The organism is Geomonas silvestris (assembly GCF_014193515.1).
GTDB lineage: Bacteria > Desulfobacterota > Desulfuromonadia > Geobacterales > Geobacteraceae > Geomonas > Geomonas silvestris.
In genome coordinates this window covers 1-25886 of the sequence record NZ_BLXX01000010.1, presented here as the reverse complement: position 1 = coordinate 25886, position 25886 = coordinate 1, and the positions used below count along the sequence as shown (strand labels likewise).

At 60.5% G+C, this 25886-nt stretch carries 15 protein-coding genes and 1 pseudogene; 6 read left to right on the top strand and 10 right to left on the bottom strand.

Translation table 11 applies throughout. The annotated features are described in order from the left end of the window. Positions 1-156: 156 nt before the first annotated feature. The 9 genes from GMST_RS14990 to GMST_RS14950 all read right to left on the bottom strand — a co-directional run bounded on the left by GMST_RS14990 (position 157) and on the right by GMST_RS14950 (position 15376). Positions 157-1476, bottom strand: coding sequence for a cytochrome C (locus GMST_RS14990; protein ID WP_183355504.1), 1320 nt, complete (start codon positions 1474-1476; stop codon positions 157-159). Positions 1477-2325: 849 nt separating this feature from the next. Next, on the bottom strand, positions 2326-3267 hold the full coding sequence (locus GMST_RS14985; RefSeq protein ID WP_183355503.1) for a 6-bladed beta-propeller: 942 nt from the start codon (positions 3265-3267) through the stop codon (positions 2326-2328). 122 nt (positions 3268-3389) lie between these two features. Beyond that, positions 3390-5303, bottom strand: a complete 1914-nt coding sequence (locus GMST_RS14980; RefSeq protein ID WP_183355502.1) for a tetratricopeptide repeat protein — start codon at positions 5301-5303, stop codon at positions 3390-3392. A gap of 57 nt (positions 5304-5360) precedes the next feature. Further along, entirely contained in the window at positions 5361-8333 is a 2973-nt protein-coding gene (locus tag GMST_RS14975) for a fused MFS/spermidine synthase (RefSeq protein WP_183355501.1), read from the bottom strand. An 85-nt stretch (positions 8334-8418) separates the two neighbouring features. After that, positions 8419-10029: a glycosyltransferase family 39 protein gene (locus tag GMST_RS14970; protein ID WP_183355500.1), complete on the bottom strand. Its 1611-nt coding sequence runs from the start codon at positions 10027-10029 to the stop codon at positions 8419-8421. A 107-nt stretch (positions 10030-10136) separates the two neighbouring features. Continuing rightward, the gene (locus GMST_RS14965; RefSeq protein ID WP_183355499.1) at positions 10137-10874 is read right to left on the bottom strand and encodes a glycosyltransferase family 2 protein; all 738 of its coding nucleotides are present in this window, start codon (positions 10872-10874) and stop codon (positions 10137-10139) included. Between the two features lie 82 nt (positions 10875-10956). Continuing rightward, on the bottom strand, positions 10957-12585 hold the full coding sequence (locus GMST_RS14960; RefSeq protein WP_183355498.1) for a tetratricopeptide repeat protein: 1629 nt from the start codon (positions 12583-12585) through the stop codon (positions 10957-10959). A 46-nt stretch (positions 12586-12631) separates the two neighbouring features. Continuing rightward, a complete protein-coding gene (locus GMST_RS14955) occupies positions 12632-13576 on the bottom strand; it encodes a class I SAM-dependent methyltransferase (RefSeq protein WP_183355497.1) in 945 nt (314 codons plus the stop codon). Positions 13577-13684: 108 nt separating this feature from the next. Continuing rightward, positions 13685-15376: a tetratricopeptide repeat protein gene (locus GMST_RS14950; RefSeq protein ID WP_183355496.1), complete on the bottom strand. Its 1692-nt coding sequence runs from the start codon at positions 15374-15376 to the stop codon at positions 13685-13687. 330 nt (positions 15377-15706) lie between these two features. Between GMST_RS14950 and GMST_RS14945 the strand changes: the two genes are divergently transcribed. The 6 genes from GMST_RS14945 to GMST_RS14920 all read left to right on the top strand — a co-directional run bounded on the left by GMST_RS14945 (position 15707) and on the right by GMST_RS14920 (position 24703). Further along, entirely contained in the window at positions 15707-16390 is a 684-nt protein-coding gene (locus GMST_RS14945) for a glycosyltransferase family 2 protein (RefSeq protein ID WP_183355495.1), read from the top strand. 29 nt (positions 16391-16419) lie between these two features. Further along, positions 16420-18261, top strand: coding sequence for a tetratricopeptide repeat protein (locus GMST_RS14940; protein WP_183355494.1), 1842 nt, complete (start codon positions 16420-16422; stop codon positions 18259-18261). Position 18262: 1 nt separating this feature from the next. Continuing rightward, positions 18263-20638, top strand: a complete 2376-nt coding sequence (locus tag GMST_RS14935) for a hypothetical protein (RefSeq protein ID WP_183355493.1) — start codon at positions 18263-18265, stop codon at positions 20636-20638. Between the two features lie 82 nt (positions 20639-20720). Next, complete coding sequence (locus GMST_RS14930) at positions 20721-21482, top strand: cytochrome c3 family protein (protein ID WP_183355492.1); 762 nt, start codon at positions 20721-20723, stop codon at positions 21480-21482. 72 nt (positions 21483-21554) lie between these two features. Then, positions 21555-22637 (top strand): tetratricopeptide repeat protein, encoded by a 1083-nt coding sequence (locus GMST_RS14925; RefSeq protein ID WP_183355491.1) that lies wholly within the window; start codon positions 21555-21557, stop codon positions 22635-22637. Positions 22638-22807: 170 nt separating this feature from the next. Further along, positions 22808-24703: a tetratricopeptide repeat protein gene (locus tag GMST_RS14920; RefSeq protein WP_183355490.1), complete on the top strand. Its 1896-nt coding sequence runs from the start codon at positions 22808-22810 to the stop codon at positions 24701-24703. A 617-nt stretch (positions 24704-25320) separates the two neighbouring features. Here the strand turns inward: GMST_RS14920 and GMST_RS14915 are convergent. Continuing rightward, positions 25321-25886, bottom strand: a pseudogene (locus tag GMST_RS14915) (cytochrome C); the annotation flags it as partial.

Sequence of the window (25886 nt, the reverse complement as noted above, 5' to 3'; positions counted from 1 at the left end):
AGAAACTCATAAGTGTCCCCGCGAGTAGTTTCCCGCCCTGGCGGCAGACCGGCAGAGGGCATAAAAAAACCCCGCTTCCGAAAAAGCGGGGCTTGTCAATGGTGGGGCCGGCCAGATGCCGGCCCCGAATTTCATCACAATCAAGCGAGGGTAGTACTAGTCTTTAGCGTGGCATTTGTTGCAGTAGTTACGTGCCCACGGTCCGAAGACGGTTGCCGGACGGCCGTTGTAAGCGTTGGTCTGCTGAGCAACGGTGAGGCCCATGTTGATCTTGTTCTCGGTGGTGCTGGTGTCGTAGGAAGCAGCGTTGGAAGCATCAGCAATGGTCATGAACTCGTTGCCCAGGTAGTAGCGGGCCATGCTCTCGAAGCCGGAAGCGTGTGCACGGTGGCAGGAGAGGCAGAGCACGTTGTTGCTGGTGGTCGGAGCAACCGGAGCAGCCTGGAAGGCTTTCAGAGCGGTTACGTCGGCAAGGGACTTGGTTGCGCCGGTCTCGAACGGAGCCATTGCGGAGTAGCCAGCGCCGGTGCCGGTCATGATACCGGAAGATACGTAAGCTGCGTAGTTGGCGGCGATCGGAGCGGTCAGCTTGGCGCCGTTACCAGCCGGGTGAACCAGGCCCTTGGTGCCGGAGTTGTAGGTATCAAGGTGCATCGAGGTGTGGCAGTTTGCGCACCACTCGGACATACCGGAGCCGTAAGCAACGCGGTCAGCAACGCCGGCTGCGGTGACGTTGGTGGTTGCGTTGTAGGTGGACGGAGCAACTGCCATCGGGGTCTCGCTGGTGAAGGCGTAGGAGCCTGCCAGGGACTTCGGCTGGTAGCCAACGCCGGCTAGGATGCGGTATGCACCGGCTGCGGAGATGCCGTCAATCGGGGCTGCGGAGCTGGTGTAGGAACCGGAAGCGAAGATCGGCAGGCCGGTGGAAGCCTCGGTACCGTTAGCAAAACGACGGTAACGGCCGTGGGGATCGTGGCAGGAGGAGCAGGCCAGGCTGGCTGCCGGGTAGGAACCGCCCGGTGCTGCGGTCAGGGTCTTGTCAGCGGTGTAGCCGAAGTCAACTGCAACGATGTTGTGGCCTTTGCGATCGCCTTCCCAGGTGGTCGCGGCTTTGCGGATGCTGCCGGTGGTGGTCATCTTGAGCCATGCGAAGTCGCCGCCCGGGGTCAGTTCGACCGGACCCTGCTTGGTCTGGCCAACGAGCGAGCCGTCGGTGGAGATGTGGTAGCCGCTGCCCACGGTGTCAGCCGAGTTGTGGCAGTTGAGGCAGGCGCCGGACTGGTCCTGAGCTTTCAGCAGGAACGGGCCGGATGCATACTGAGCCATGCCGGTTACGTTAGCGGAGCCTTCGAAGCTGTTGTGCATCGAGTGGCAGCCTTCGCACTCGGCGACGCCGCCGGAGTGGAATGCCAGTGCGCTACCTGCGGTAGCAAAGGTGAACAGTGCTGCGGCTACGAGAACCTTGCTTGCTTTCATTTCTTTTCTCCTTTTTGGTTTGGTACTACCAGTGAAAGTGAACTGCAGTGAATAACATGTGCCGCCTTTTGCTGCCCTTGAAACTCAAACCTTGCTGCTTGACTTCCAGTCACCTACTTTTAAATTTCCTTTTTCTTGCCCTATCACTTCCAATTTCTTTCGTTAACCTTTCGATGTCATCTCTTTAGCACGCCGCATGCCAACCTGAGTATTTTTCCGGAAAAGACTGAATTACAGAGACTTACGATGGAGCACCGGAAATCGGTCCGGATCTCACCGGCGATTTAACCGGCGCTTTGGCCAAAACACCTGGCCATATCGCGAAGAGACCGGGGATTCACGGGGTGCCGATACCTGGCGGGGGATCCCCAACCCGCCTTGCCGGTCCGACCGGGCGTGCTTTGGGAGGCGTCACCCCACAGATATCATCCTGTTATTGCGTAGTTTTCAGTCAAAACCACCCACTTTGTTTTTTTGCCGCCAAATAACATAGGCCGGCGTAAAGCCGGCCCTTGCCATACTGCAGCGTGAAATAACTAGGTGGTGCTGAAAAAGGTCCCCCGGTGAATTCCGGGAAAGCGCGGTTTTCGATCGTGCTGGAGCTCTCAGGCTCTCGGTTGGGAGGAGTGGTGCCGTGAAGTAACTGAGGTTTCTTCAGGAATTTCCGGCAATGCATGGCTTTTGGCAGGCTAAAGCTCTTAAGGTTCACCCTTAGGAATAGTTGGGACGGGGGGCGATTCGCCTGACCGGGTACGGGGGATGGCTGTAGTGGCCTGGCAGGGCAAAAAAAAGGCCGGCATAAAGCCGACCCCTGGTAGTTCTGTTTGGCACGAGCGGTTCAGGTTTACTTCACTCGTAGCTTACCTGGTACACGTTCACCCCTCTGCGCCGCATCTGGCTGACGTAGACCCGGTTATTCACCGTATCAATCGCTATTTCGTTGGGGACGATCAGGTTGCCGGGGCGCAGACCGCGGAAACCGAACTCCTTGATGAACTTGAAATCCTTGTCGTAGACCATGACAGCACCGCGCAGTTTGTCGGTGATAAACAGGTTGCCGAACTTGTCGGTGGCGACTCCGTACGGGACGCCGAACTTGCCGGCGGAGCTTCCGCGCTGTCCATGTTGCGACGTAGTGCCGTCCGGCGTGCACTGGTACTCCTTCCCCAGCGCCGAGATGACATAATACATGTTGTCGCTGTGATCGACCCAGAAGCCCCCGAGTCCGGTATCGGCACGCTCCTGGTCGGAAAGATTCGCCATTGCGGCCAGGTCGTAACCCACCCGGAACGATCCTTCCGTGTCGGTCACCACCACCTGCATGCCGGTAAGACTCACGAGGAACAGCTTCGAGTTACGGTAGACGATCCGGGAGGGGCGGAAATCGTCAAATTCCGCGGGGAGGTCTTTAATGGTAGTCGACCTAAAGGGCTCCCCACGATAGTTGCAGGTCACGATACTGTAGATCCCTTCCTTGTAGGCTAGGAGCAGGATATTCCCCGCCTCGTCAACCGCGGCGTCGTACACACCACCAAGTTCGCGATCGCAATCGATGTGAAAAATCTGCATGCCGCTGGCATTGAAGATGTCGATGCTGCCGCCTGAGACCACAAACGACTCGCTGTTCACTTCGTCGAGAACGACCCGCGCACTGTCATAAGGGAGCACGCCGTTGAAGTCGGAGAGGTTGTAAAGGTAGGAGACCCTCAAATCGCCCGCCAGGGCCGGTACGGCGGTAAGCAGGGCCAAGAGCAGTGCGAGCGACAGGTAGTGAAAAGTTGTACGTTTCATGATGAATTCCCACTTCTCTCGGCAATGAGCTCCCATGCAAGGGAAATATAGGGCAGGAAGAAGTTCAATGTCAACTTTTTACGCCACACTCTGTATTCCTGTTTCCGCTTCCCTTTTTGACACTAGTTCGTTTGGCGCAACATGTCCAACCAGTGCTGTGCCTCGGGCGCACCGGGGCGCAGTTCGAGCACCCTGGCGAATTCCGCCGCGGCCTCGTCCTTCCTGTTGAGCCGCACAAAGGCAAGTCCGCGGTTGAAATGCGCCTCGACCGAGGCCGGCGCAACGCGAAGCGCATCCTCGAAATACCCGAGCGCCTCCACCATCTTCCCTTCCTGCGCCATCGCTATCCCCATGTCGAGAGCGGCCTTGGGAGAATTCGGCTCCAACTGCAAGGCTGTCATATAGTGGGATTGGGCCTCGGTATTCTTGCCCAGTTTCATAAGTAGCAGGGCCAGCTTTTGGTGGGCTGTGGCAAAAGAGGGATCTATCTTCAATACCTGTTGGTACTGCCAGACCGCCTCGTCGAGACGTCCCATTGCTGCCAGCGTCTTGCCCATGCCGGCGCGAGCCTGCAGATGGTTGGGGTTGATCTCCAGTGCCTTGGTGTAATTTTGGATGGCTTCGTCGAGCTTTCCCCATCCCAGGCTGACGGATCCCAGGTTGGAGTATGCCATGGCCGAGCGGGGATTTACCCGCACCGCTTCCACGAAATATCCATACGCTTCGGAATGGTTTCCTTTAGCATCCAGGGCAATTCCATAGTTGTTGAGGATCAGGTAATTGTCGGAAGTCACATCCAGGGTGTGGCGAAACAGAGAGAAATCGTCCTTCCAGTAACCAAGTTGATGCCAGGTGACTGCGGTAAGGAGACAGAACACGAGTGGCGCCAGAACAGCCAACACGACCTGGCGATGCTGCCATCCCTGCATGAGGTCGGGAAGCAACCAGCAGCAGATGATAAAAAGTCCGATGAGGGGAATGTAGGTATAGCGGTCGGCGAGCGACTGACCACCCACCTGGATCAGGCCGATAACCGGCAACGTCGTGACCAGGTACCAGAACCATCCGGTGACGAGGTAGGGGAAACGGACCCGGTACCGGAGTACGACCGTGGAAATGAGGACCAACGCCACTGCGGCGAGAGCGGCCTGCCACAGTACCAGATGCTTTGGGAACGGGTAGAGTATAGCCAGGTCCTGGGGCCAGAACATCAAAGCTATGTATTTGATCCAGGCAATCAAGGCATTTTCGACGCGCGCAAAAACGGGTACCTTATCCAGGGTAGCCATGGCCCCACCCTTCTGCTGGCCGTACACGGTGATAATGGAGGACGCCGCTGAAAACAGGAAAAACGGGATCTTTTCCCTAACTAAGCGCAAGAAAGGTGCTCTACGCGACACCGTGCTATCCCCGCAAGCCTCCTCCATCCGCACGTAGCGGGCCAGTGGCCAGTAATCCAGTAGGAGCATCACCACGGGAAGCGTGACCAGCATAGGCTTACTCATCAGGGCGGCAACGAAAAGGAGCAGCGACACCAGGTACCAGCGATACCCCGATGATTTAACATAACGGACATAGCTGGAAAGTGCCAACAGCCCGAACAGGCAGCTAAGCACGTCCTTGCGCTCCGCAACCCAGGCGACAGATTCCACGTGGAGCGGATGAATCGCGAACAAAAGCGCCACGAAAAAGCTCTGCCAGAGGGCTTCGGTAATTCCGGCCAGCAGTTGGAAGAGCAAAAATACTGCAGCAGCATGAAGGAGCACGCTGGTCAGATGGTGCCAGCGCGGTTCCAGGCCAAAGAGTTGAACATCCAGCATGTGAGAGAGCCAGGTCAGCGGATGCCAGTTGGACATAGCCGTTGAGGTAAAGGCCCAGGCCACGCCGGCAGCAGAGAGGCCTCCCTTCACAGCAGGATTTGCCGTGACGTATCCCGGATCATCGAAATTGATGAATTGGTGTGTTGTCGTCTGCAGGAAGACGGCCACGGTAACCACCACCAGAACGATTCCGAGCAGCATCTTGTTATTGCGCATACGTTATCCTTTTTTCGTAACAATTGAGAACTGAGTTAGTCTCGGACACGCGCAGCCTCATTGAAGGGCGCGGTACGTGGCAAGCAACCGGTACAGCAGGTCGGGCTCCTTACCGCCAAAAGTTCCTACCCTGAATTTAGACCATAACGCTTCCGAGGTCGCGACATCGCCGCACGCCAATGCACCAAGCATCGCCGAAGCTAACAGGTATTTTACAGTCCCCTGGGTCATGCTGTCGGCATTTTGCAACAGTGCGCTGGCGTTGGTACTCATTGCGCGGGCATCACGACGACCAGTAGCCTTGAACAATGAGGCTAAGGCTTTGGTGGAGGGCGGCAGCGAGGAGGTGCAAGGACCGCTCTCCAATCGTGCCCACACAGCATCCAGTTCCTCGGGGCTCAAATACGGGATCATGCGAATCGCCGTGGCAAAGAGCGCTCCCAGTTGCTGATCAGGATTGCCGCCGCAAACGGTAAAGAGTCTTTTCACCTGCAATGCGTCCTGCTTGACTTGATCCGGAACAATATTGTAGCGGTCATGGAAGTCCCCCACGAGAAAGAAGTCCCTAAGCGCCGTGGCAGCAAACGCCGCTTGGCTGTTGTGCGAATATACCGCAGGAGTAACTTTCGTTTCCCGCCAGCGCCTGGGCTCTCCCTGGAGCATTTCGAGGACAGGCAAGGGTACCTGAGGTAGCTGCAACAATTCGGTGGCACTGCTACTAAGAAAACGGGTCTTCGCGGCATTCTGATCCACAAACGGGTAGTAATCGGAATTTGCCCGACAAGGGTAATTCTCTAAAAAATTCCCGAGAAATTTCTTAGTGCCGATCTTACGTACGGCAATGTCCTGTGTCCCATAGATGCTGTTTTTACTCAAGGCAAACCTCAAGGCAGGCAGGTTCATGATCTCCTGGTCCGGCTCGCCAAGCAACCCTCGTTTTTTTGAGATTATGACAATATCGAAATCATTTGGCGCATACACGGCAAAATCGGAGAACTCGTTGGATACCGCCTTAAGTACGGAGACAACCAGGTCGGTGTTGATTTCATAGAGTTGCACCCACTGAACGAATACCGCGTCGTCGCTCATGTGGTGCTTGATCAGCCGGTAAAACTCCGCGGAGAAGAGTCCCGCAACCCCGCTAACCCAAGGATTTGACGGCTCTGAAACAATAAGATCGTACTTTTTGTTATGACTGGAAAAGTAGGTCTTTGCATCGTCGATGTAGATTTTGCTGCGCAGATCGGTGAAAACACGCTCCACAGCGGGGCGGAATAGACGAGCGGCCTCTACCATCCTGCTTTCGATTTCGATGGTATCGACTTGCTGCAACCTTGGATTTCCCAGCAAGGCATGGGAAGTCATGCCGGAGCCCATACCTATGGAGGCAGCAGTACGTGCCCCAGGGTTCAAGGCCATGGGAAGCGCGGCAAGCAGTATCATGGTGGATTCGTCGCTGGTTGCCCCCTGCCCCTGCATCATGATGGAGGCATCGGTCTTGCCATTGGTATTGACGGACATTGAGCCGTCGCCATCCCGCACCACGCTTATTGAGGCCGTTTTGCCGTCCTGGTAGTAGACAAGTTTGGTGTTTTGCCGGTTCAAGAGGGTACCGAACCGATACACTCCCGACGCCATCTTGTAGGGGTCCAAATTCACGAAACCAAGCGTAAGAAGCAGCGCAGCCAGGCCCGCCGCGGTAAATCCCATAGCCTGGCGACGGTCTCCCGTATCGGTGGCACCCCACAACAAGACCACACCAACCAGAATGTCAAGACCCGCACCGAAACCGATCAGCCCCTTCAGCCCGAATAACGGCAGCCCCAGGTGGATAGCAAAGAAGACCCCGATGATCGCCCCCACCGTGTTGGCAGCATACACGGCACCGATGCTCCGCTCCCCGTGTCCCTGACGCAGCAGGACAAAGGTGATGAGTGGCAGAGTCATTCCTGCGCAAAAGGTAGCCGGCAACATGACGACCATGGCGATGGCGCTGCCGGAGAGGTTAAACAGACCATATCCGAGATCAGTCTTCGGCAGACTTTTCACGATCCACTGCATCACTTCAAAGGTGTTGCCGTACAGAAGGAGGGTCGAAAGCGCCAGAATACCCATTACAACCTGTACGCAAGCCAGATAGCGGACCGGCTTGTCAACTTGATCTATACGCCGCTGGATCCACAAACCACCGAAAGCCAGACCGCAGATAAACGCACTCAACATAAGCTCAAAAGCGTGAGTTGAGGTACCAAGAACCAAGCTCAGCATTCTGATCCAGCCGATCTCATAGATGAAGGAAGCCGTGCCGGTCAGCAGTGAAACCAAAAGGAAAAACCGATACCACCCCCACCCTTTCGGTGCGGCGGTAGCCACAGTATCGGTCTCGACATTTTCAACAGTGGAGTAGAATCTCTTCACCATGAACCAGACCACAAGAGCCAGTGCAATGTTGATGGCCCCGGCAAGGCAGATGGTGCCCGGGAGGCCAATCCACCGCACCAGGACGAATCCGCTCAACAAGACCCCGAGGGTCGCACCGATGCTGTTGGTGAAATACAGGAACGCGATGGAGCGACCAGGCCGATCAGGGAAACGGCGCAGGATTCCCGCACTCATGAGCGGAAAGGTCATTCCAAGCAAAATGGACTGAGGCAGGATCATCAGCGCGGAAAGCGTCCATTTAAAAATGCTGACCGCAACCGGGCCTCCGATCGCAGGAATCATCGTAGTATATGCAGCGTCAATAATCCGGGTAAAGGCAGGATGGAACAACAGCGCACAGAATCCGACGACCCCTTCGGTAACGGCATACCCCAACAAAAGGTTCTTCCAGCGCGCGGAATAGTTGCTGCAGATCCAGGAACCGATCGCCATGCCGCCCATGAAAATCGCGAGCACCAGAGTCTGGGCATAGGCCGCATGGCCCAAAAAAAGCTTGAGGTAGTGGGTCCAGATGGACTCGTAGATAAGGCCGGAAAACCCAGAGAGGCCGAACAGTAGAAAAAAAATGTGGCGGCGATTAACGCTCATTGCAAATGATCTCCCTGTGGTGTCAGAAAAGAGTTATTAAAAACGCCCACTGACGGCTTCCGATTTTCATGGTCAGGTGCACAGTTTAGTCGTACTTCTTATGCAACAGTGCAATCCTGCTCCGGACCTTCGGCAGCAAGGACTCATACTTGGCCGAGGCCTTGGCGAGAAAGGCCTCGTACAAGGGGAGCGCCTCTCGCCCACGGTCTAATTTTTCTAAGAGCATGGCAAGGTTGAAAAGCGCCTCGACGTTGCCTGAATCTCCCTGCAATGCCAACCGGAGATAACGCTCCGCCTCCTGGTAGGATTGGGCATTAATCTGAATGCTGGCCAGTTGAAAGAGCGAACCGCTGTGTAGCGGGTCGACCCGCAAGGCGGCTGAAAACGCTTGCGTCGCGCCGGCGAGATCCTGCTTGTCCAAGAGCACTACGCCGAGGTTGTAGTATCCCCAGGTGGAATTGGGGGCGACCTTTATGGCACTGGCGAAGAGGGAGCTGTCATCTACCCAATCAAGGTTCCGCCTGACTGTCAGCGTCACCAGGAAAATGGTCAGAATTGCGCCTGCGCCCAAGGCGAGCTTTCGAGGTCTCTTGCTATACCTCAGTCCCTGGTCGATGACTACCAGACAGAGACCGAGCAACGGCAGGTACATGAAGCGATCAGCCAGAGGGGCACTCGGGATTGGAATTATATTGGCAACCGGGAAAAGGTTGATGGCACACCAGACGAGCCCCCCCCGGGTTACCGGCCGGCCAGTCCGCCAAAGAAGCACAATACCAGCGACAACCAAACACCACACCGGCGCAAGCCACCAGTCAGCAGTCCTCAGTTCTGATGGCACCTGGTAGTCCACACTAAGCCGCAGCGGTAGCAGCAGATTTTCCAAGTAGCGCGGCACCACGAAGAGATTCTGCAACATGCGGTGGCCCAAGCGGTCAAAGTCGAGACTCGTCTCGGAACTGCCGGTTAGGACCCCACTTCGCAGAACGAGGTAGACTCCGGCAAAAAAGATAAGTGGCAAGGTGCTCACGAGCCTGTCCCACAATCTCCCCCTCAGCGCGCCGAGAGTTGGAAAGTCGTACACAAAGAGAAACGGAAGCAGCATGAGCGCCGTCTCTTTGCATAGTAGGCCCAGAAAGAAGAACACGCCGGAGACCAGAAAAAAGACTTTCTGCCCTGTCCTTGAGGCACGGTTGAAGGCGAAAAAAGAGAGGAAAACGAAGAGCGCCGCCAGCAGGTTGTTCCGGGCGGAAACAAGATTTACGGTTTCGGCATTAATCGGGTGGATGCCGAACAGTAGTGCAGCGGCGAAGGCGGGAGTCGGTGCCCCGAAGAGGCGCAAGGCCAGGAGGTAGAGGCAGCATACCACGGCAAGATGCAGGAGGATATTCTCGGCGTGGTAACCCAACGGTTTGAGCCCGTACAGTTGGTAGTCGACCAAGTAGCTGAGACGGTTCACCGGACGGTAGAAGGGGGCGGACACTCCCGCCCCCCTCATCAGGTCGTCAGGTTGACTGAACACGGTGCCGATATTGGACCAGTCTTTGTTGACGGGATTATCGACTATTATTTCATGATCGTCCCAAACAAAGCCGTTGTGCAGACTGTTGCCATAAACCCCGCAGACGATTACCACAAGGAGCACGGCAAAGAGGAGCTTCGTAGGACGGTATCTGGTAATTCCCTCATCAGGCATGCCACACATTCCCCGTGTACGTCTTTGTCAGGCAGTTTGAGCGCGAGGGCACACGCAACTATGGTTGCCCACCTTGCAGATTGGCCCGGCGAACTCGACTCCCTTTTTTAAGAGAAAATCGACGAACTAGCGATGCCCCACTTGTGCAGACGGTACTGCAGGGAGGTCTTCAAAACGCCCAGGCCGTAGATGACGCTGCGCTTAAAGTTGATGGACGAGGCATCCTCGAAGTACTTGGTGGGGCAGGTGATCTCGCCGATCCGGTAACCGAAGTAGGTGATCTGGGCCAGCATCTGGTTGTCGAAGACGAAGTCGTCGGAGTTGCGGTCCAGCGGCAACTCCTCCAGTACCTTGCGGGTAAAGGCCCGGTAGCCGGTGTGGTACTCGGAGAGTTTCTGGCTGAGCATCAGGTTTTCGAACAGGGTCAGGGCCCGGTTGGCGATGTACTTGTAGAGCGGCATCCCCCCCTCGAGGGCGCCGGTCCCCAGGATGCGCGAGGCGAGCACCGCGTCGAACTCGTCGTAGGCGAGCATGGAGGCCATGGCCGGGATCAGCTTCGGCGTGTACTGGTAGTCGGGGTGCACCATGATGACGATGTCCGCGCCCAGGTCGAGGGCCGCCTTGTAGCAGCTCTTCTGGTTCCCGCCGTACCCTTTGTTGTTGGAGTGCACGATGGTGTGGATCCCGATCAGCCTCGAGATCTCCGAGGTCCGGTCGCGGCTGGCGTCGTCCACCAGCACCACCTCGTCGACGATCTCCATCGGGATCTCGTTGTAGGTTTTTTCCAGGGTCTTTTCCGCGTTGTAGGCCGGCATGACTACGATAATTTTTTTCCCGTTCAGCATACACTCTCCACGATAGGTTTAGTCATCTTCTCAATTCGAGGGTTCTTCAATTCAGTTCGGATGCCAGTGCAACAGAGGACGACTAGTGCGCCTCGGCGGGGGCGGCTGCACCCAGGGCCGCTACCCGGCGCTCGGCAAGGGGGCGGTACTCTTCATAGCTCAGGTTGACGTTTTCCAGGAAGAGCCGGTAGTGGCGCAGCGCCTCCCTGGGCAACCCTTTCTTCTCGTAAATCTTGGCCAGGTTGAAATGGGCCATCGACGCACCGGGCGCGTTTTTCGCCGAGGGGGAGTCGAGGGCCGATCGGTAGTAGCTCTCGGCGCGGTCCAGGTCGCCCTGGGTCGCCGCCAGCGTGCCGAGCTGGGCAAGGGTGTCGGTATGCTGGGGGTCGATGGCGAGCGCCTTCTGCCATTCCCGTTGCGCCCCCGCCAGGTCCCCCTTCTCCATCAGGGCCGTCCCGTAGTTGAAGCGGGCTCCCACGGAATCCGGGTTGTTGCGCACCGCGCTTCCGAACAGGGAGAGGTCGTCCCGCCAGTCCAGGTTGCGGTCGACGGTGAGGCCGGCGCAGCAGATCACCATGACGCCGGCAGCGATTGCCGCCCAGCGCCTGGTCTCAACGTGGGCCTGCAGCCAGCAGAACCCCGCTCCCGACAGGAGGAAAAACCCGACCGCCGGCAGGTAGAGAAAGCGCTCCGTCATGTAGTCGCTCGGTATCGGCACGACGTTCGAGATTGGCACGTAGTTGGCCGCGAACCAGAGCAGCCCGAAGCGGGCCGCGGCGTGACGCCCGCGCAGGATGAGGAAGACCGCACCCATAAGTGCCGCCCAGGCCACGAAGAGCCAGGGGATGGAGAAGAGGTTTTCCTTGGGTACGGTGTGAAAGATGGTGAAGCCGTACGGGGCCAAGAGCAGCCCGAGGTAGCGGGGGATGATGTAGTAGTTCTGGGCCAGGCGCGCAAAAAGCCCCTCCGCGGGGACCGCGATCCCCACCACCCCCTGCAGCGAATAGCTCCTCATGCCGAGGTAGAGCGCGAGGAAGAAGAGGTAGGGGAAGATCCATACCACCCGTTCCCGCCACCCGACCGCGGGGGCCCCGGGTTCGGAGCGCTGCAGATAAAAGGGGAGCACGGCAAGGAGCATGAGCCCGGTCTCCTTGCTGAGCAGCCCGCCGAAGAAAAAAAGCGCCGAGATAAAGAGCGGGCGCCCCCAGCGCCCCTTGGCCTCGAGGAACCAGAGGAAGGCCGCCAGCGAAAAGCCCAGGGAGAGGAGGGTGTTGCGCGCCGAGATGAAGTTGACCGCCTCGGCGTTCACCGGGTGTACGGCAAAAAGCAGGGCCGCAAAGAGGGCCCCGCGCCGGTCCGGAAGCAGCCGGCAGCCGACCAGGAAAAGCAGGAGCGCGTTTACCAGGTGGATGGCGATGTTGACCGCGTGGAAACCGAGCGGGTTCATCCCATAGGCCCAGTAATCGAACAGGTAACTGGCGCGGTTCAGCGGGCGGTAGTAGGGCTTCACCACGTCGGGGGAGAACAGCACATCGGGCAGGTGGCTGAGCTCGAGGGTCTGCGAGTTCTTGACGATGATGCTGTCGTCGTCCCAGACAAAGCCGTTGGAAAAGCTGACGTAATAGACGGCCAGGGTGAGGCACGCGATCAAGAGCAGCGGGATCCACAGCTCTTTGCGGGAACCGCCGAGGCCGGCGTTTGCCTGGATCATGCCGCTCCCTCCACGTGGGGGAGACGGCTATCGGAAAAAAGACGGATCATTGTGCTGCCACTCCCGCGGCGTCCGCCGGGTTTGCGGTAGAGGGGCGCCCGGCGACGCAGATCAGGGTGCCGCCGCGTTTGAAGAAGGTGCCGGCGTACTGGGCTGGGAGCAGGATAAGGGTGAGCAGCAAGCCGAGCAGGTAGCCCGCCCCCGTCACCAGGGGACCGTGCTTGGCGGGTTTGCCGGCCAGCGCCTCGAAAAACACGTTGGGGTACGGCATGAGGTAGTTGAGCGCACTTTGCGACCACCCCAAGAGGTCGTACTCGAACTCCTGGTGCCACGCGCGCTCCACGGAGAAACCGCCCCCCTTAAGGCAGCGCTTGAGGGCGCCGGCATCGAAGTGGTAGAGGTGGCGCGGCGCGTCCACGTGGAGCCATTTCCCCTTGAAGAGCTTCGCCTGCCAGCCGCCGAAGTCCGGCACGGCGACGATCAGTTTGCCGCCGGGTTTGAGCACTTTGCCGATGTTCGCCATCATGGAGGGGAGGTCGCGCATGTGCTCCAGCGTGTGCCACATGGTGATGCAGTCGAAGGGGCGGCTCGGGTCGAGCTGTTCCACCGCTTCCCAGACCTCGAGGCCGGCCTGCCGGGCGGGGTCCGGGTTGAGCTCGGTTCCCGCCACCTCCCACCCCGCGGCCTTGGCGGTGAGCAGGAAGGAGCCGTCGCCGCACCCGATGTCCAGCAGCCGTCCACCCGTTTTACCGGCAACCGCCCGCCCCACGAACCCCATGCGCCGGTTCATGCAGTAGCGCAGGGTGAAGCCGTGCCTGCCGCCGTAATACCCTGCGTAGTAGGGACCCAGGTCTTCGGGCTGCGGCACGGTATGCCCCAGGCCACAAGCGGGGCACTTTTTCAGTTCGAACATCTCGCCGGTCAGCGGGTCCCGCACCTCCGTGAAGTGTGCCGTAAGGGGCTCTCCGCAAACATTGCATTTTTCCAGCATGAACCGTCTCCTTCAATCGCAGTCCGTCCCCGTTTGGAGCGCCTGCCCATCACATCGTTATGTCATTTCACCGGAAGCCTTGTCACAAAGCCCCCACCACGGTTCCAGCTAGTTCGGCCCGCCTGGCATCCCCTGGGGCGCTCTCGACTCCACGATCTCGCGCGTCTGGCGGAGGTTCGCCTGGAAAGCGAGGTTACCGGGGTTCAGGCGCACCGCGCTGCTGAACGAGCGCAGCGCCGCCTCGGCCTGTCCCTTGTTCATCAGCGCGTTCCCCAGATTGAAGTGGGCCTTGGCGAGGTCCGGATCCAGCTTCAGGGCGATGACGAACTGGTCGATCGCCTGGTCGGTCCACCCCTTCATGCCGTAGGCGGTCCCCAGGTTGTTGCGCGTGTTCGCCCAGGTGGTGCGCCAGTTCGGATCCTGGCTCTTCTGCGCACCGATACGCTCCAGGCTCAGGGCCATCTGGAACTCGTTGATGGCCTCGTCGAACCGGCCGCGCTGCAGCAGCCCCTCGCCGTAGGCGTCGTGGGTAAGCGCGAGCCTGGGAGCCTTCGCGCTGGCATCCTTCCAAAGCGTGTAGCTGTCCTGCCATACCGGGACCCTGGCGCTGGCGGCAGCGGCGAAGCCCCCGGTCGCCACCAGGATGAGCACCAGCGTCGCCAGCGAGCGGCGCGAGGCGACCCCCCCCTCCAAACTCGCCTCTCCCAGCAGTGCGGCACATACAAAGGCCGCCGCTCCGAGCATCGGGAAGTAGAGGTAGCGGTCGTTCATCAAGGTGACGATCGGCACGATCTGGGAGACCGGGATCAGCCCGACGAAGAAGAGGGCGTACCAGAAAAAGAGCTTCCGCCTGCGGCGATAGACCAGGAAACCGAGGACCAAAAGCGCAAGACAGCACAGTGCGGCCAGGGCCACCTGCTGGTCCACTGCGGGTTTAAGCTGTACGTCGTAGAAGGCGCTCAGCTGCGCCGGCCAGGCCAAGAAACCCAGGTAGTGCGTCAGCACCGTGAGCATGGTGAGGAAGGTGGCGGTGGGGCTTCCGCCATGAAAGGAGGTGATCCCCCCCTGGGCCGCGGCGTGGCTTTTCAGGGCGAGCACGGCAAAAAGGGCCGCCACCAGAAAATAGGGGATCTTGTCGATAAGCGCCCCCCTCCCCTGCCGCTTCTCGCCGTAGCAGAGCTCATGCAGGAGAAGCACCAAGGGGAGGACGACCGTCACCGACTTCGTCAAGAGCGCCAGGACGAAGGCGAAGAGCGACACCCCGTAGAAGGTTGCGCCGCGCCCCGGCTCCGGGCTCCGGTAGCGGAGGTAGCAGTACCAGGAGACCAGGAAGAAGGTCATGGAGAGCAGGTTCTTGCGCTCCGAGATCCAGACCACCGACTCGACCTGAACCGGATGGACCAGGAAAAGGAGCGCGGCGGCGAAGATCCACACCTTTTCCCCGGCCAGGCGCCGCAGCAGCAGGTAGAAGAGCACACCGTTCACGGCGTGAATGATGAGGTTGCCGAGGATGAACCCGAAGGACTTCATCCCCCAAAGCTCGTAGTCGAGCATGTACGACATGAGATGCAGCGGAGCGTAGTTGCCGAGGTGGAACGTGGTGAAGGCGCCCCGCAGGTGCTCCAGACTGAGGCCCTGGATCAGGGGGTTGTCCAGTACGTACTGGCGGTCGTCCCAGTTGATCAGGAAATCGTGGCGCAATGCCGGGCCGAATACGGCAAAACAGACCAGCACCAGCGTGAAGAGTTGTAGAAAGGTTCTGATTCCGGGGGTTTTCAGGAGGCGTGCTGTGCTGGTCACGGTAACAACCTTTCACCTTGCAATCCGCGTCGTCCGGGCGCGGCCGGCCCGTTCGGGGGGGGCGCGTGCCGGGGGCGTCCAGCGGGGTCCTTGGCCTGAGGCACAAGTGCGTCGGAATATACCTTAAGAGTAGATATCCGCGCAAGCTTTATGACAGTTCCGCCTCGCCTGGTCCTGCTCGGGCGAGTTGACCTTTTGGACAGCTTGTGGTACTCCTCGCTGTCGGCAAATGCCCTGCCTGGCCCGAAGCCGCGGGCTTTTCCGGCGGTGCGGCAACCGGACCGCCGCCGCAGCCACGGCGCGAATCACAACATCCAAAGGACGTCCTTCATGAAACTGTCCGTCGTCATCCCGATCTACAACGAAAAGGGGACCATCAGGGAGATCTACCACGCCGTTCAGGCGGTGGACATCGACAAGGAAATCGTCCTGGTCGACGACTACTCCACGGACGGCACCCGCGAGATCCTGGCCGAGCTGGCCGGCGGCAACACCCGCGTCGTCCTGCACGACCGCAACCAGGGGAAGGGCGCGGCGCTCAGGACCGGCTTTCAGAACGTGACCGGCGACATCGTCATCATCCAGGACGCCGACCTCGAGTACGATCCCGGCCAGTACCACAAGCTCGTGCAGCCGATCCTCGAGGGGAAGGCGGACGTGGTCTACGGCTCCCGGTTCTGTACCGGCGAATATCGGCGCGTGCTCTTTTTCTGGCACATGGTCGGCAACAAGTTCCTCACGCTTTTATCCAACATGATGACCAACCTGAACCTGACCGACATGGAGACCTGCTACAAGGTGTTCCGGCGCGAGGTGCTTGACGGGATCCGGATCGAGGAAAACCGCTTCGGCTTCGAGCCCGAGATCACCGCGAAGATAGCCAAGATGGACCTGCGCATCTACGAGATCGGCATCTCCTACGCGGGAAGGACCTACAAGGAAGGAAAGAAGATCGGCTGGAAAGACGGCTTCTCGGCCCTGAAATGCATCGTTAAATACAACCTGTTCCGCTAGCATCCTCCGCATCCCGAAGGAACCCTCGCATGTACAAGAGCATCTGCGGCAATAAGTATGTGATGGCATCGTTGATTGTAGTCCTGGGGGTGCTGGCCTACTCCAATTCCTTCACGGTCCCCTTCCAGTTCGACGACGAGTCCTACGTGGCGACCAACTCCATCATACGGACCTTCCATTACTTCTTTTCCCCCCTCGATATCTTCAAGATAGAAAAGCTCTCCCCCACCTCGCTCCCACCCGCCCTGCAGTTCGCCTTCATGACCAGGATCCTCGGCTATTTCACCCTGGCGCTGAACTTCAAGCTGCACGGCCTGAACGTGGTGGGGTACCACGTCGTCAACCTGGCGCTGCACCTTTTTAACGGCTACCTGGTGTACCTGATCGCGCGCTACACCCTGGAACTGGAGCGCTGCGCGCCAAGGGGGGACGACTCCCGCGCGGGCTACCCGGAGGCGATCGCCGCCGCTACGGCGCTGTTCTTCGTCGTGCACCCGATGCAGACCCATGCCGTCACCTACATCACCTCGCGCTTCCTCTTGATGGCGTCCTGCGGCTACCTGCTGGCCCTTTTCTGCTACCTGAAGTCCCAGACCGAGCCCGCCGGCAAGCGCGCCCTCTGGTACGGACTTGCCCTGGCCAGCACCGTCGGCTCGATGCTGAGCAAGGAGTTCAGCTTCACCCTCCCCTTCATCGTAGCCCTGTACGATTTCACCTTTCTGGACCGGGGGCTCAAGGCTCGCCTGAAGGCCCTGGCACCCTTTGCCGCCACCCTGTGCATCATCCCGATCCTGGTATTCCTCCAGCAGGGGCAGCTGGGCGCGCTGGACAGCACCATGCGCACCATCACCGCCGCAGACGTCTCGAAGATCTCCCGGGGCGACTACCTGCTCACCCAGTTCGGGGTCATCACCGACTACCTGCGGCTCCTGTTCCTGCCGATCCACCAAAACGTGGACCACGACTTCACCAAATACCACACCCTGTTCGCACTCCCGGTTTTCGGCTGTTTCCTGCTGCTGGTCGCCATTTTCCTCACCGGCCTTTTCTGCTACTACCTGAGCGGCAGGCTCCGCGAGTTCCCCGAGCTGAGGCTTGCCGGCTTCGGCATCCTCTGGTTCTTCGTCACGCTCTCCGTCGAATCGAGCATCCTGCCGCTGGGGGAGCTGGGCGCCGAGTACCGGGTGTACCTCCCCTCCTTCGGGCTCTTCCTCGCGGTGACCGCCCTCTCCCACCTGGCAGCCCGGCTCACGCTGGGGACGACCGCCGGCATCAGGCTCTTCGCCGGCCTCTTCGGGGTGCTGGTCCTGGTCCTCGCCGTGGCGACCTTCTCGAGAAACCGGGTGTGGCAAACAGAGATCTCGCTTTGGGAAGACTCCGCCAAGAACAGCCCCAAGAAGCTGCGCCCGCACCAGAACCTGGGTCTCTACTTAAGTGCCGCCGGGCGTCTGGACGAGGCGAAAAAGGAACTGAGCGCCGCCCTGGCGATCGATCCCAACAACTTCGAGCTGCACAACAACCTGGGGATCGTCTACAAGAAGCTGGGTGACTACCCAAACGCCATCGGCGAGTACACCAAGGCCTCCCAGTTAAACCCCGGCGACCCCATGTCGATTTTCAACCTGGCCAACGCCTACCTGGCACAGGGCGATATCGCCTCGGCGCTGCGCTACTACGAGAAGTGTCTGCAGATCATCCCCGATTACGACGAGCTGCACAACAACCTGGCGATCGCCTACCTGAAATCCGGCCGCCCTGCCGACGCGCTCAGAGAGTTCGAACGCGCGGTGCAACTCAACCCCGAGAACGCCAACGCGAGGCGCAACCTCGAGAGCGTCCGCAGCATGAAGGCCGGCCCCGGGAAGAACTGACATGCTGCGGGAATCGACGAGGCTTTCCGATCCGGGCACCCCGCCCACTGCACCGCGCGCGGTCAGGCCGGCACTTCTCTGGGCCGCGGCAATCGTCGCCGGGGTCCTCTCGCCTGGAGCGCTCTACCTCCTCTCCGGGTACACCCTTTCCTGGCGGGACACCTCCAAACTTTTCCAGCCGATCCGGCCCACCGTCGTCGAGGCGTTGCGCAGCTTTCACCTGCCGCTTTGGAACCCGCACGAGATCCTGGGGATCCCGCTTTTCGCCCAGATGATGCACGGCGTCCTCCACCCGGTGTCGCTCCTTGGTGCCTACCTCTTCCCGCACGCCGGGATGGATGCCCTGATCCTTGGCTACTTCGCGCTGGCGGCGCTCGGGGCGGCGCTGTTCTCCCGCGTGCTCGGTGCCCCGCTTACCGCTGCGGCCATCGCCGGCTTCGGCTACGGGCTTTCCGGGTACGTGCAGGGCCTCAGCTCCAACGTGCAGTACCTCTGCGCCGCCGCAACCGCCCCCTGGGTGTTGGCTGCGCTGCGCCGGGCCGGAGAGGGGCGGCGTTTCGGAGCCTCCGCGGCGGCTCTCGCCTGCTGCGCCCTCTGGTTCTCCGGCGACCCCCAGTGGAGCATCGTCGCACTCCTTTTGGGCTTTGCCCTGTCCTGGGAGGCAGGCGGGGGGCCAGGGGTTCGCCGGGCGGCTCTCGGGGTCGCGGTGGGTACCGCCCTGGCCGCGGTGCAGCTGATCCCCACCCTGGTCTTTCTCCAGGAGACCTCCCGCGGCGTGCAGTTGGACCCCTTCGACCGGCTGACCTGGGCCCTGGCGCCCTGGCGGCTCATCGAGTTCCTGGTGCCCGGCTTTTTCGGCAGCCCGAACCTTGGGACCACCCAGTGGCCGGTGTTCATCTGGCTGGGCGGGATGTCCCGGCCGGGACTGGAAATGCCCTTCCTGCCGAGCGTCTACCTGGGGGGGGGGCTGCTGCTGCTCGCCGTCGCGGGTCTGCGGCAGAAACGGCTGACACTTCTTCTGGGGGGGGCCGCGCTGGTTCTCCTCTGGCTTGCGCTTGGCTTTCATGCCGGTTCGGAGCAACTCCTGCATCACCTGCCGGTCTGGGGCAAATTCCGCTACGCGGAGAAGCTGGTGGGGCCCTTGGCGCTTTGCCTTGCCGTGCTTGCCTCGTTCGGCGCCCAGCAGCTGGCCGGCAATCCCGACCGACGCTGGGCCGTCCTTGCCGGGGGGCTTGGCGCCCTGGCACTCGTCGGCGCGGTTTTCTTCTGGCGCTCCCCCTCCTTCGCCGCCCAAGTCGACACCCCGGCCGCGCAGCAGGGAGTTCTGCAGGCGTACCACAACCTCTCCCGCGGGCTTGTGCATGCCGGGGTGAGCCTCGTTGCCCTGGCCGGCCTGATCGCTGCCGGCCTGCGCTGGCCGCGGCTGCGCCCGGCGCTCCCTCCCCTGCTTGCGGCGCTCGTCTTCCTGGAGTCCTCCCTGGCGGCACCGTTCGCCCTGCACGCCGGTAACCCCGGGGTCTGTGACAGCGCCCCTCTGGCCGCCATCAAGGTGAACGGCGAGCAGACCCGGATCGCCACACCGATGGAGGAGAACTACTACTACCCGAGGGGGCTCGATCTCCTGGACGCCCAGGTCGGCGGCCAGTCGCACATGGGATCCCCTTCTTACAACGTCGCCTCCGGCATCGACCAGATCAACACCTACACCGGGCTGCGCCCGCAACGCTTCGACAGCCTGATCGGCGCCCTGAACGGCAGCTTCGGCCCCCGGTCCCTGGCGGCCCTCAGGCGCTACTCGCTGACCCACATGGTGGTCAAGAACCCGCACACCCCGCAGGAGACCGAGATCGCCATCGCCGCGAGCGAGGGGGGGACCAGGGTCCTGGACAACCCCGAGTGGGACTTCTCGGTCTGGAGGGTGCCGCACCGTCCCTGGGCCCTTTTTGCCGGGGAACTCCTCCCTGCCTCGGGGGAGGACGCAGCGCTCCAGGGGCTTTTGGCCGCGTACGCCAAGGGCGCCGGCGCCGTCGTTCTCGAGGGGGCCACCTCGGTCCCCCGGGATCCGGGGGCGGGGCGGGTCCTCAGCGCGGCGCGCACCGAGAACACCCTGCGCATCGACGCGGAGGCTGGCCAGGACGGGGTGCTGGTCATCAACGACTCCTTCTGGCCCGGGTGGCAGGCGCGCCTCGATGGCCGGGAGATTCCAATCTGGCGCGCCGACTATGTGGTCAGGGCGGTCCCCTGGAGCTCCGGACGCCACCTGCTGGAAATGGAGTACTATCCGCGCGAGGTGATGATCGGCTGGCTCCTCACCCTGGCAGGTGCCGTAGCGTTCATTAATCTGGCCATCCTGGAAGGGCGCCGCAAACGCAACTAATCCCTTGACAGAACTGCCTTTTTCACGCTATAGCATGCTGCCGACTTAGTGCTGTTCACCTCAGGAACTCCTAGGATCCGTAATGTCGCTTAAACACCTCCTCATGGCGGGCACCGTCACCTTGGCCCTTTGCGTTTCGGTCTTCGCCTCGGATGTCTTTGACATCGTGTTCAAGGCCATCAATGGGGGGACGGTCGTTTTCAGCCACGACGTGCACACCAGGGCTAAGGCAATCAACGACAACTGCACGATCTGCCACGAGAAAATCTACCGGAACAAGTCGGTGCGCCCGGTAAGCATGGCGGAGATGTACAAGGGGAAATCCTGCGGCGCCTGCCACGGCAAGATCGCCTTCCCGCTTGGCGAGTGCGGCCGTTGCCACACCATCAGGGATATCACCTTCAACGTCAAAACCGTCGGCAACGTGGTCTTCGTTCACACCCCGCATACCAAGAAGTTCTCCTGCAACGAGTGCCACACCCGCCTGTTTAAAACCGGGAGGAACAACCCGGTCACCATGGCCGAGATGGAGCGCGGCAAGTCGTGCGGCGCCTGCCACAACAGGAAAAAAGCATTTCCCCTCATCGACTGCTACCGCTGCCACCTGGCCGGGGACCTGGTGATGAAGTGCAACAACGCCGGGCCGGTCACCTTCAGCCACAGTTATCACGTCAAGACGTACCGCTGCATCGACTGCCATGCCAAGATCTTCCCTCTCAACTACACCACCCCGCGGGTGACCATGACCGAGATGGACGAGGAGAAAAAATCCTGCGGCGCTTGCCACGACGACTATACGGCCTTTACCACCAGGGAAAACTGCGTCAGGTGTCATGATATGTAACGTCCATCGGTTGTCCCCGCCCTGCTGTCGGGGAACGTACCGGACCGTTGGTTTTAATTCGGAGAGAGCATCTTGAGAGCACCTGTTCTTGCCGCAGCCTTCATAGTAGCGATGCTCCTTGGGACAGGGAGCGCTTTGGCCCAGGAGGCGGAAAACCTCTGCCAGTACCTGGAGACCGACAGTGCCCTGGAATTCCGCAAGACGGCGGGGGGCGGGCAAAAGGGTGCGCCGCGCACGCAGTCGCCGGATTTTGCCGAAGACGAAGCCGGCAACGCTGCGGCCTTGAACGACATCGGCGTCGACCACGTCAACGGGCACAACGTGGCCCGCAACCTGACCACCGCCTTCAACTGCTTTTTCATCGCGGCGCGGCAATCCCAGCTGGAGGCGCAGTTCAACCTGGGGATCATGTACGCCACCGGCCGGGGAGTCAAACGGAACTACCAGACCGCCGCCGCGTGGTTCAAAAAGGCTGCCGAGCAGGGGGACACCGAAGCCCAGTACCTGCTGGGAACCATGTGCGAATCCGGCTGCGGCTTCCAGCAGAACTACGCCAGTGCGGTCAAGTGGTACCTGCTGGCCGCCGCCAAGTGGTACATCCCGGCCCAGGAAGGTCTGGCCAGGATCTACGCGGCCGGTCTCGCCATTCCGCCCAATACCGTCGAAGCCTCGCGCTGGCACCATCTGGCCACGGTGCATCCCCCCGCGGAAGCCGCCTACCTCTTGGGCATGGAGTGCAGCAAAGGGAAGGGAATGGCTCCCGACAAGGTGGCGGCTGCCGTCTGGTGGCGCGTTGCCGCTTCCCAGGGACACGTGGCCGCGGCGTATAACCTGGGAGCGCTCTACGATAACCGCTCGGTAGCCACCTCGCGCCCCGCCGAGGCGCTGAAATGGTACCAACTGGCGGCCACTAACGGTCACGCTCAGGCCCAGTACGACCTGGGGGTACTCTACAGCACCCCGGGGAGCGAGGTCCGCGACCTGGTCCAGGCCTATGCCTGGCTCGATTTCGCCGCGCGCCAGGGAGTGGAAAAAGCCGAAGAAAAGAGGGACTCGCTGGTAAAGGAGATGACCCGGCCGCAATTTTATGCAGCCCAACGGCTCAAGCGGGATATGCTGCAGATCAAAGGGATTCTTCCCAGGCAGGCACAGTAGCACCAGCCGACACCTTCGATACCCTATCGCGCACCCCTCGGGATTTCTTCGCCTCCCCTCCCCCATTGCCCAGGTTCATCCATTACTTCGGGAAAAGTTGCCTTACCTGCCAGGTAACGTGACACACCAGCCGAGATGGTGCCTCGTTCATACCACCTAAAGGATCACACATGCGGCTCAGCACCCTGCTCTGTCTGGTGATGTTGGTTGTCACCCTCGCACTATTCTCGCGCACCGCCGGCTTTGATTTCATAAACTTCGATGATCCCGGGTACGTCACCGCCAACAGCGTGGTGAAGGGGGGGCTGCACGGCGGCAGCGTCGCTTGGGCCCTTCAATCGTCCGAGATGTCCAACTGGCATCCCCTCACCTGGCTTTCCCATATGACCGACGTGCAGCTGTTCGGCCTGAAGCCGGCCGGCCACCACCTGACCAGCGTCGTGCTGCACACCGTCTCTGCCTTTTTGCTGTTTCTGCTGTTGGTCCGCCTTACCGCGATGCCGTGGCGCAGCCTCGTCGTCGCAGGGCTGTTCGCGCTGCACCCCATGCACGTGGAGTCGGTTGCCTGGGTGGCGGAGCGCAAAGACGTCCTGAGCGGCCTGTTCTGGCATCTGACCCTGCTCATGTACGTAGCTTACGTGCACAAACCCAAGCCCTGGCGCTACCTGGCGACCATGGGCTGCTTCGTTCTCGGATTGATGGCCAAGCCGATGCTGGTGACCCTTCCGGTGGTACTGCTCTTGCTCGATTGGTGGCCACTGAACCGCTTCCGGCGCGACCAGGCGGAGACCGCCCCCGCCCCCCGCACCGCGCGGCACCTCTTCCTGGAAAAGGTCCCCTTCTTTCTCATCTCCCTGCTCTCTTCGGCCGCCACCATCTTCGTGCAGCAGCATGGCGGTGCGGTCCAAAGCCTCGAAAAGGTGCAGTTCGGCCTGCGCCTGGCCAACGTCTTCATAGCCTACGTTAGATACCTGATCGGTATGTTCTGGCCTCACGACATGGCCATCCTCTACCCGTTTCCGACCGAAATCATCCTCTGGCAGCTTGCGGGATCGATTTTGGTGCTCATCGCCATCAGCGCTGCGGTGTTCTTTTTCCGGCGACGCTTTCCTTACCTGGCAACCGGTTGGCTCTGGTTCGTCGTTACCCTGCTGCCGGTGATCGGCCTGATCCAGGTCGGTGGGCAGTCGCACGCCGACCGCTACACCTACCTCCCCTATACCGGTCTCTCCATCATCGCGGTCTGGGGTGTTTCCGAGCTGTGCAGCTCGCTGTCGTTCAAGGAGAAGGCCCTGGCAGCCCTTTCCGTCCTGACGCTTGCGGTCTGTGCCGTCATGACCTGGCAGCAGCTGGGCTTTTGGCGCAACAACATCACCCTCTATCGCCACACGCTGGCGGTCACCAGCAATAACTACCTCATCCTCAACAACTACGGCATTGCACTGAACCAGGAATACGGAGACGCCGACGGAGCGCTTGCGGCGTACCAGGAGGCCCTGCGCATCTGGCCGAACTCCGCGCTGACCCGCAACAACCTGGGGACGATGTATCTCGCGAAGGGGAGGTACGCTGAGGCGTTGGAACAGTTTAGGGAGGCGTCGCGTCTGGACCCGGGCGAACCGATGGTGATGGTCAATGCCGGCAGAGCGCTGGCCAAGGCAGGAAGATTGAACGAGGCTGCGGAGCAGTTTGCAGCGGCCCTGAGGCAAGATCCGGCAGCGGCAGACGCGCACCTGCAGTTGGCAATTCTGCTGATCAAGTCGGGCCGCAGCTCTGAAGCCCGGCCCCATTATGAAGCCGTCCAGAAGTTGGAGCCTTCCTCTGCAAGGGGTCCGCTCACGATTGCCGTCGAATTGGCAGCAGCCGGAATGGTGGGAGAAGCCGACGGCTATTTCAGACAGGCCATGACCATCGAACCGAACTCCCTGGACGTCAATTTCAACCTGGGTGTCTTTCTCGCAAAACAAAACCGCCTTGACGAGGCGGCCCACTGTTTTTATCGGGTTCTGCAGCAAAAGCCGGATTCCGACCTGGCCAAAAACTGGCTGAAACGGATCGGGAGGTAGCGGCTTCATAAGGGCAGCAAACCGGGAGCTCGGCGGTTTCGGGTGGCCTGCCCGCTGGGAAAGCACGCTGCCGTAGGACTATCCACCGACTCTCTCCCCCCCGCCCCCCTCTTACCCGATCGCATGCGTCATGCGATTGGGTTCCCGAAGCCCCCCCGCTTCCCTGCTGCGCGGATAACGTAGGGGCGAATCATCATTCGCCCGGCGCGCTGGCAGGCGCGTACCACACGCCAGGACCACCTGACATCAGCTTCGGCCTTCGGCCGCCTCTCCCGTTGGGAGAGAAGGGCGAATGATTATTCGCCTCTACAACGTCAACTACGCCCTGCCGATGGCGACCAGTCCAGCCAAGTCAGCATCCCCGAAGTTCCTTCAAGAGCCTTAGCAAAGAGGGGACACGGGGGATTTCAACCAGAGTTGCCGCAGGCCGACGCGCGCCACGATGGCGAACAGGAAATCCCCTCTGTCTCCCTTTCGCAAAGGGGAGGGCGTAAGGCCGCCAGCAGTGCTGTAGACCGACTTTATCCGGCTTCCCCCGAATATTCCCGATGGGCCAAAAACAAAAGGGCCGGCATAATGCCGGCCCTCAATTTCATCACAGTCAAGCGAAGGTAGAACTAGTCTTTAGCGTGGCACTTGTTGCAGTAGTTACGTGCCCACGGTCCGAACACGGTAGCCGGACGGCCGTTGTAAGCGTTCTGCTGCTGAGCAACGGTGTAGCCCTGGTTGATCTTGTTCTCGGTGGTGCTGGTGTCGTAGGAAGCTGCGTTGGTGCTGTCAGCAATGGTCATGAACTCGTTGCCCAGGTAGTAGCGAGCCATGCTCTCGAAACCGGAGGCGTGTGCACGGTGGCAGGAGAGGCAGAGCACGTTGCTGGTGGTGCCCGGTGCGGTCGGGCTAGCCTGGAACGCTTTCAGAGCGGTCACGTCGGCAAGGGTGTTGCCAGCGCCGGTCTCGAACGGAGCCATTGCGGAGTAGCCTGCGCCGGTGCCGGTCATGATACCGGAAGATACGTAAGCTGCGTAGTTGGCGGCGATCGGAGCGGTCAGCTTGGCGCCGTTACCAGCCGGGTGAACCAGGCCCTTGGTGCCGGAGGTGTAGCTGTCGTTGTGCATCGCGGTGTGGCAGTTTGCGCAGTACTCGGACATGCCGGAACCGTAAGCAACGCGGTCAGCAGTACCAG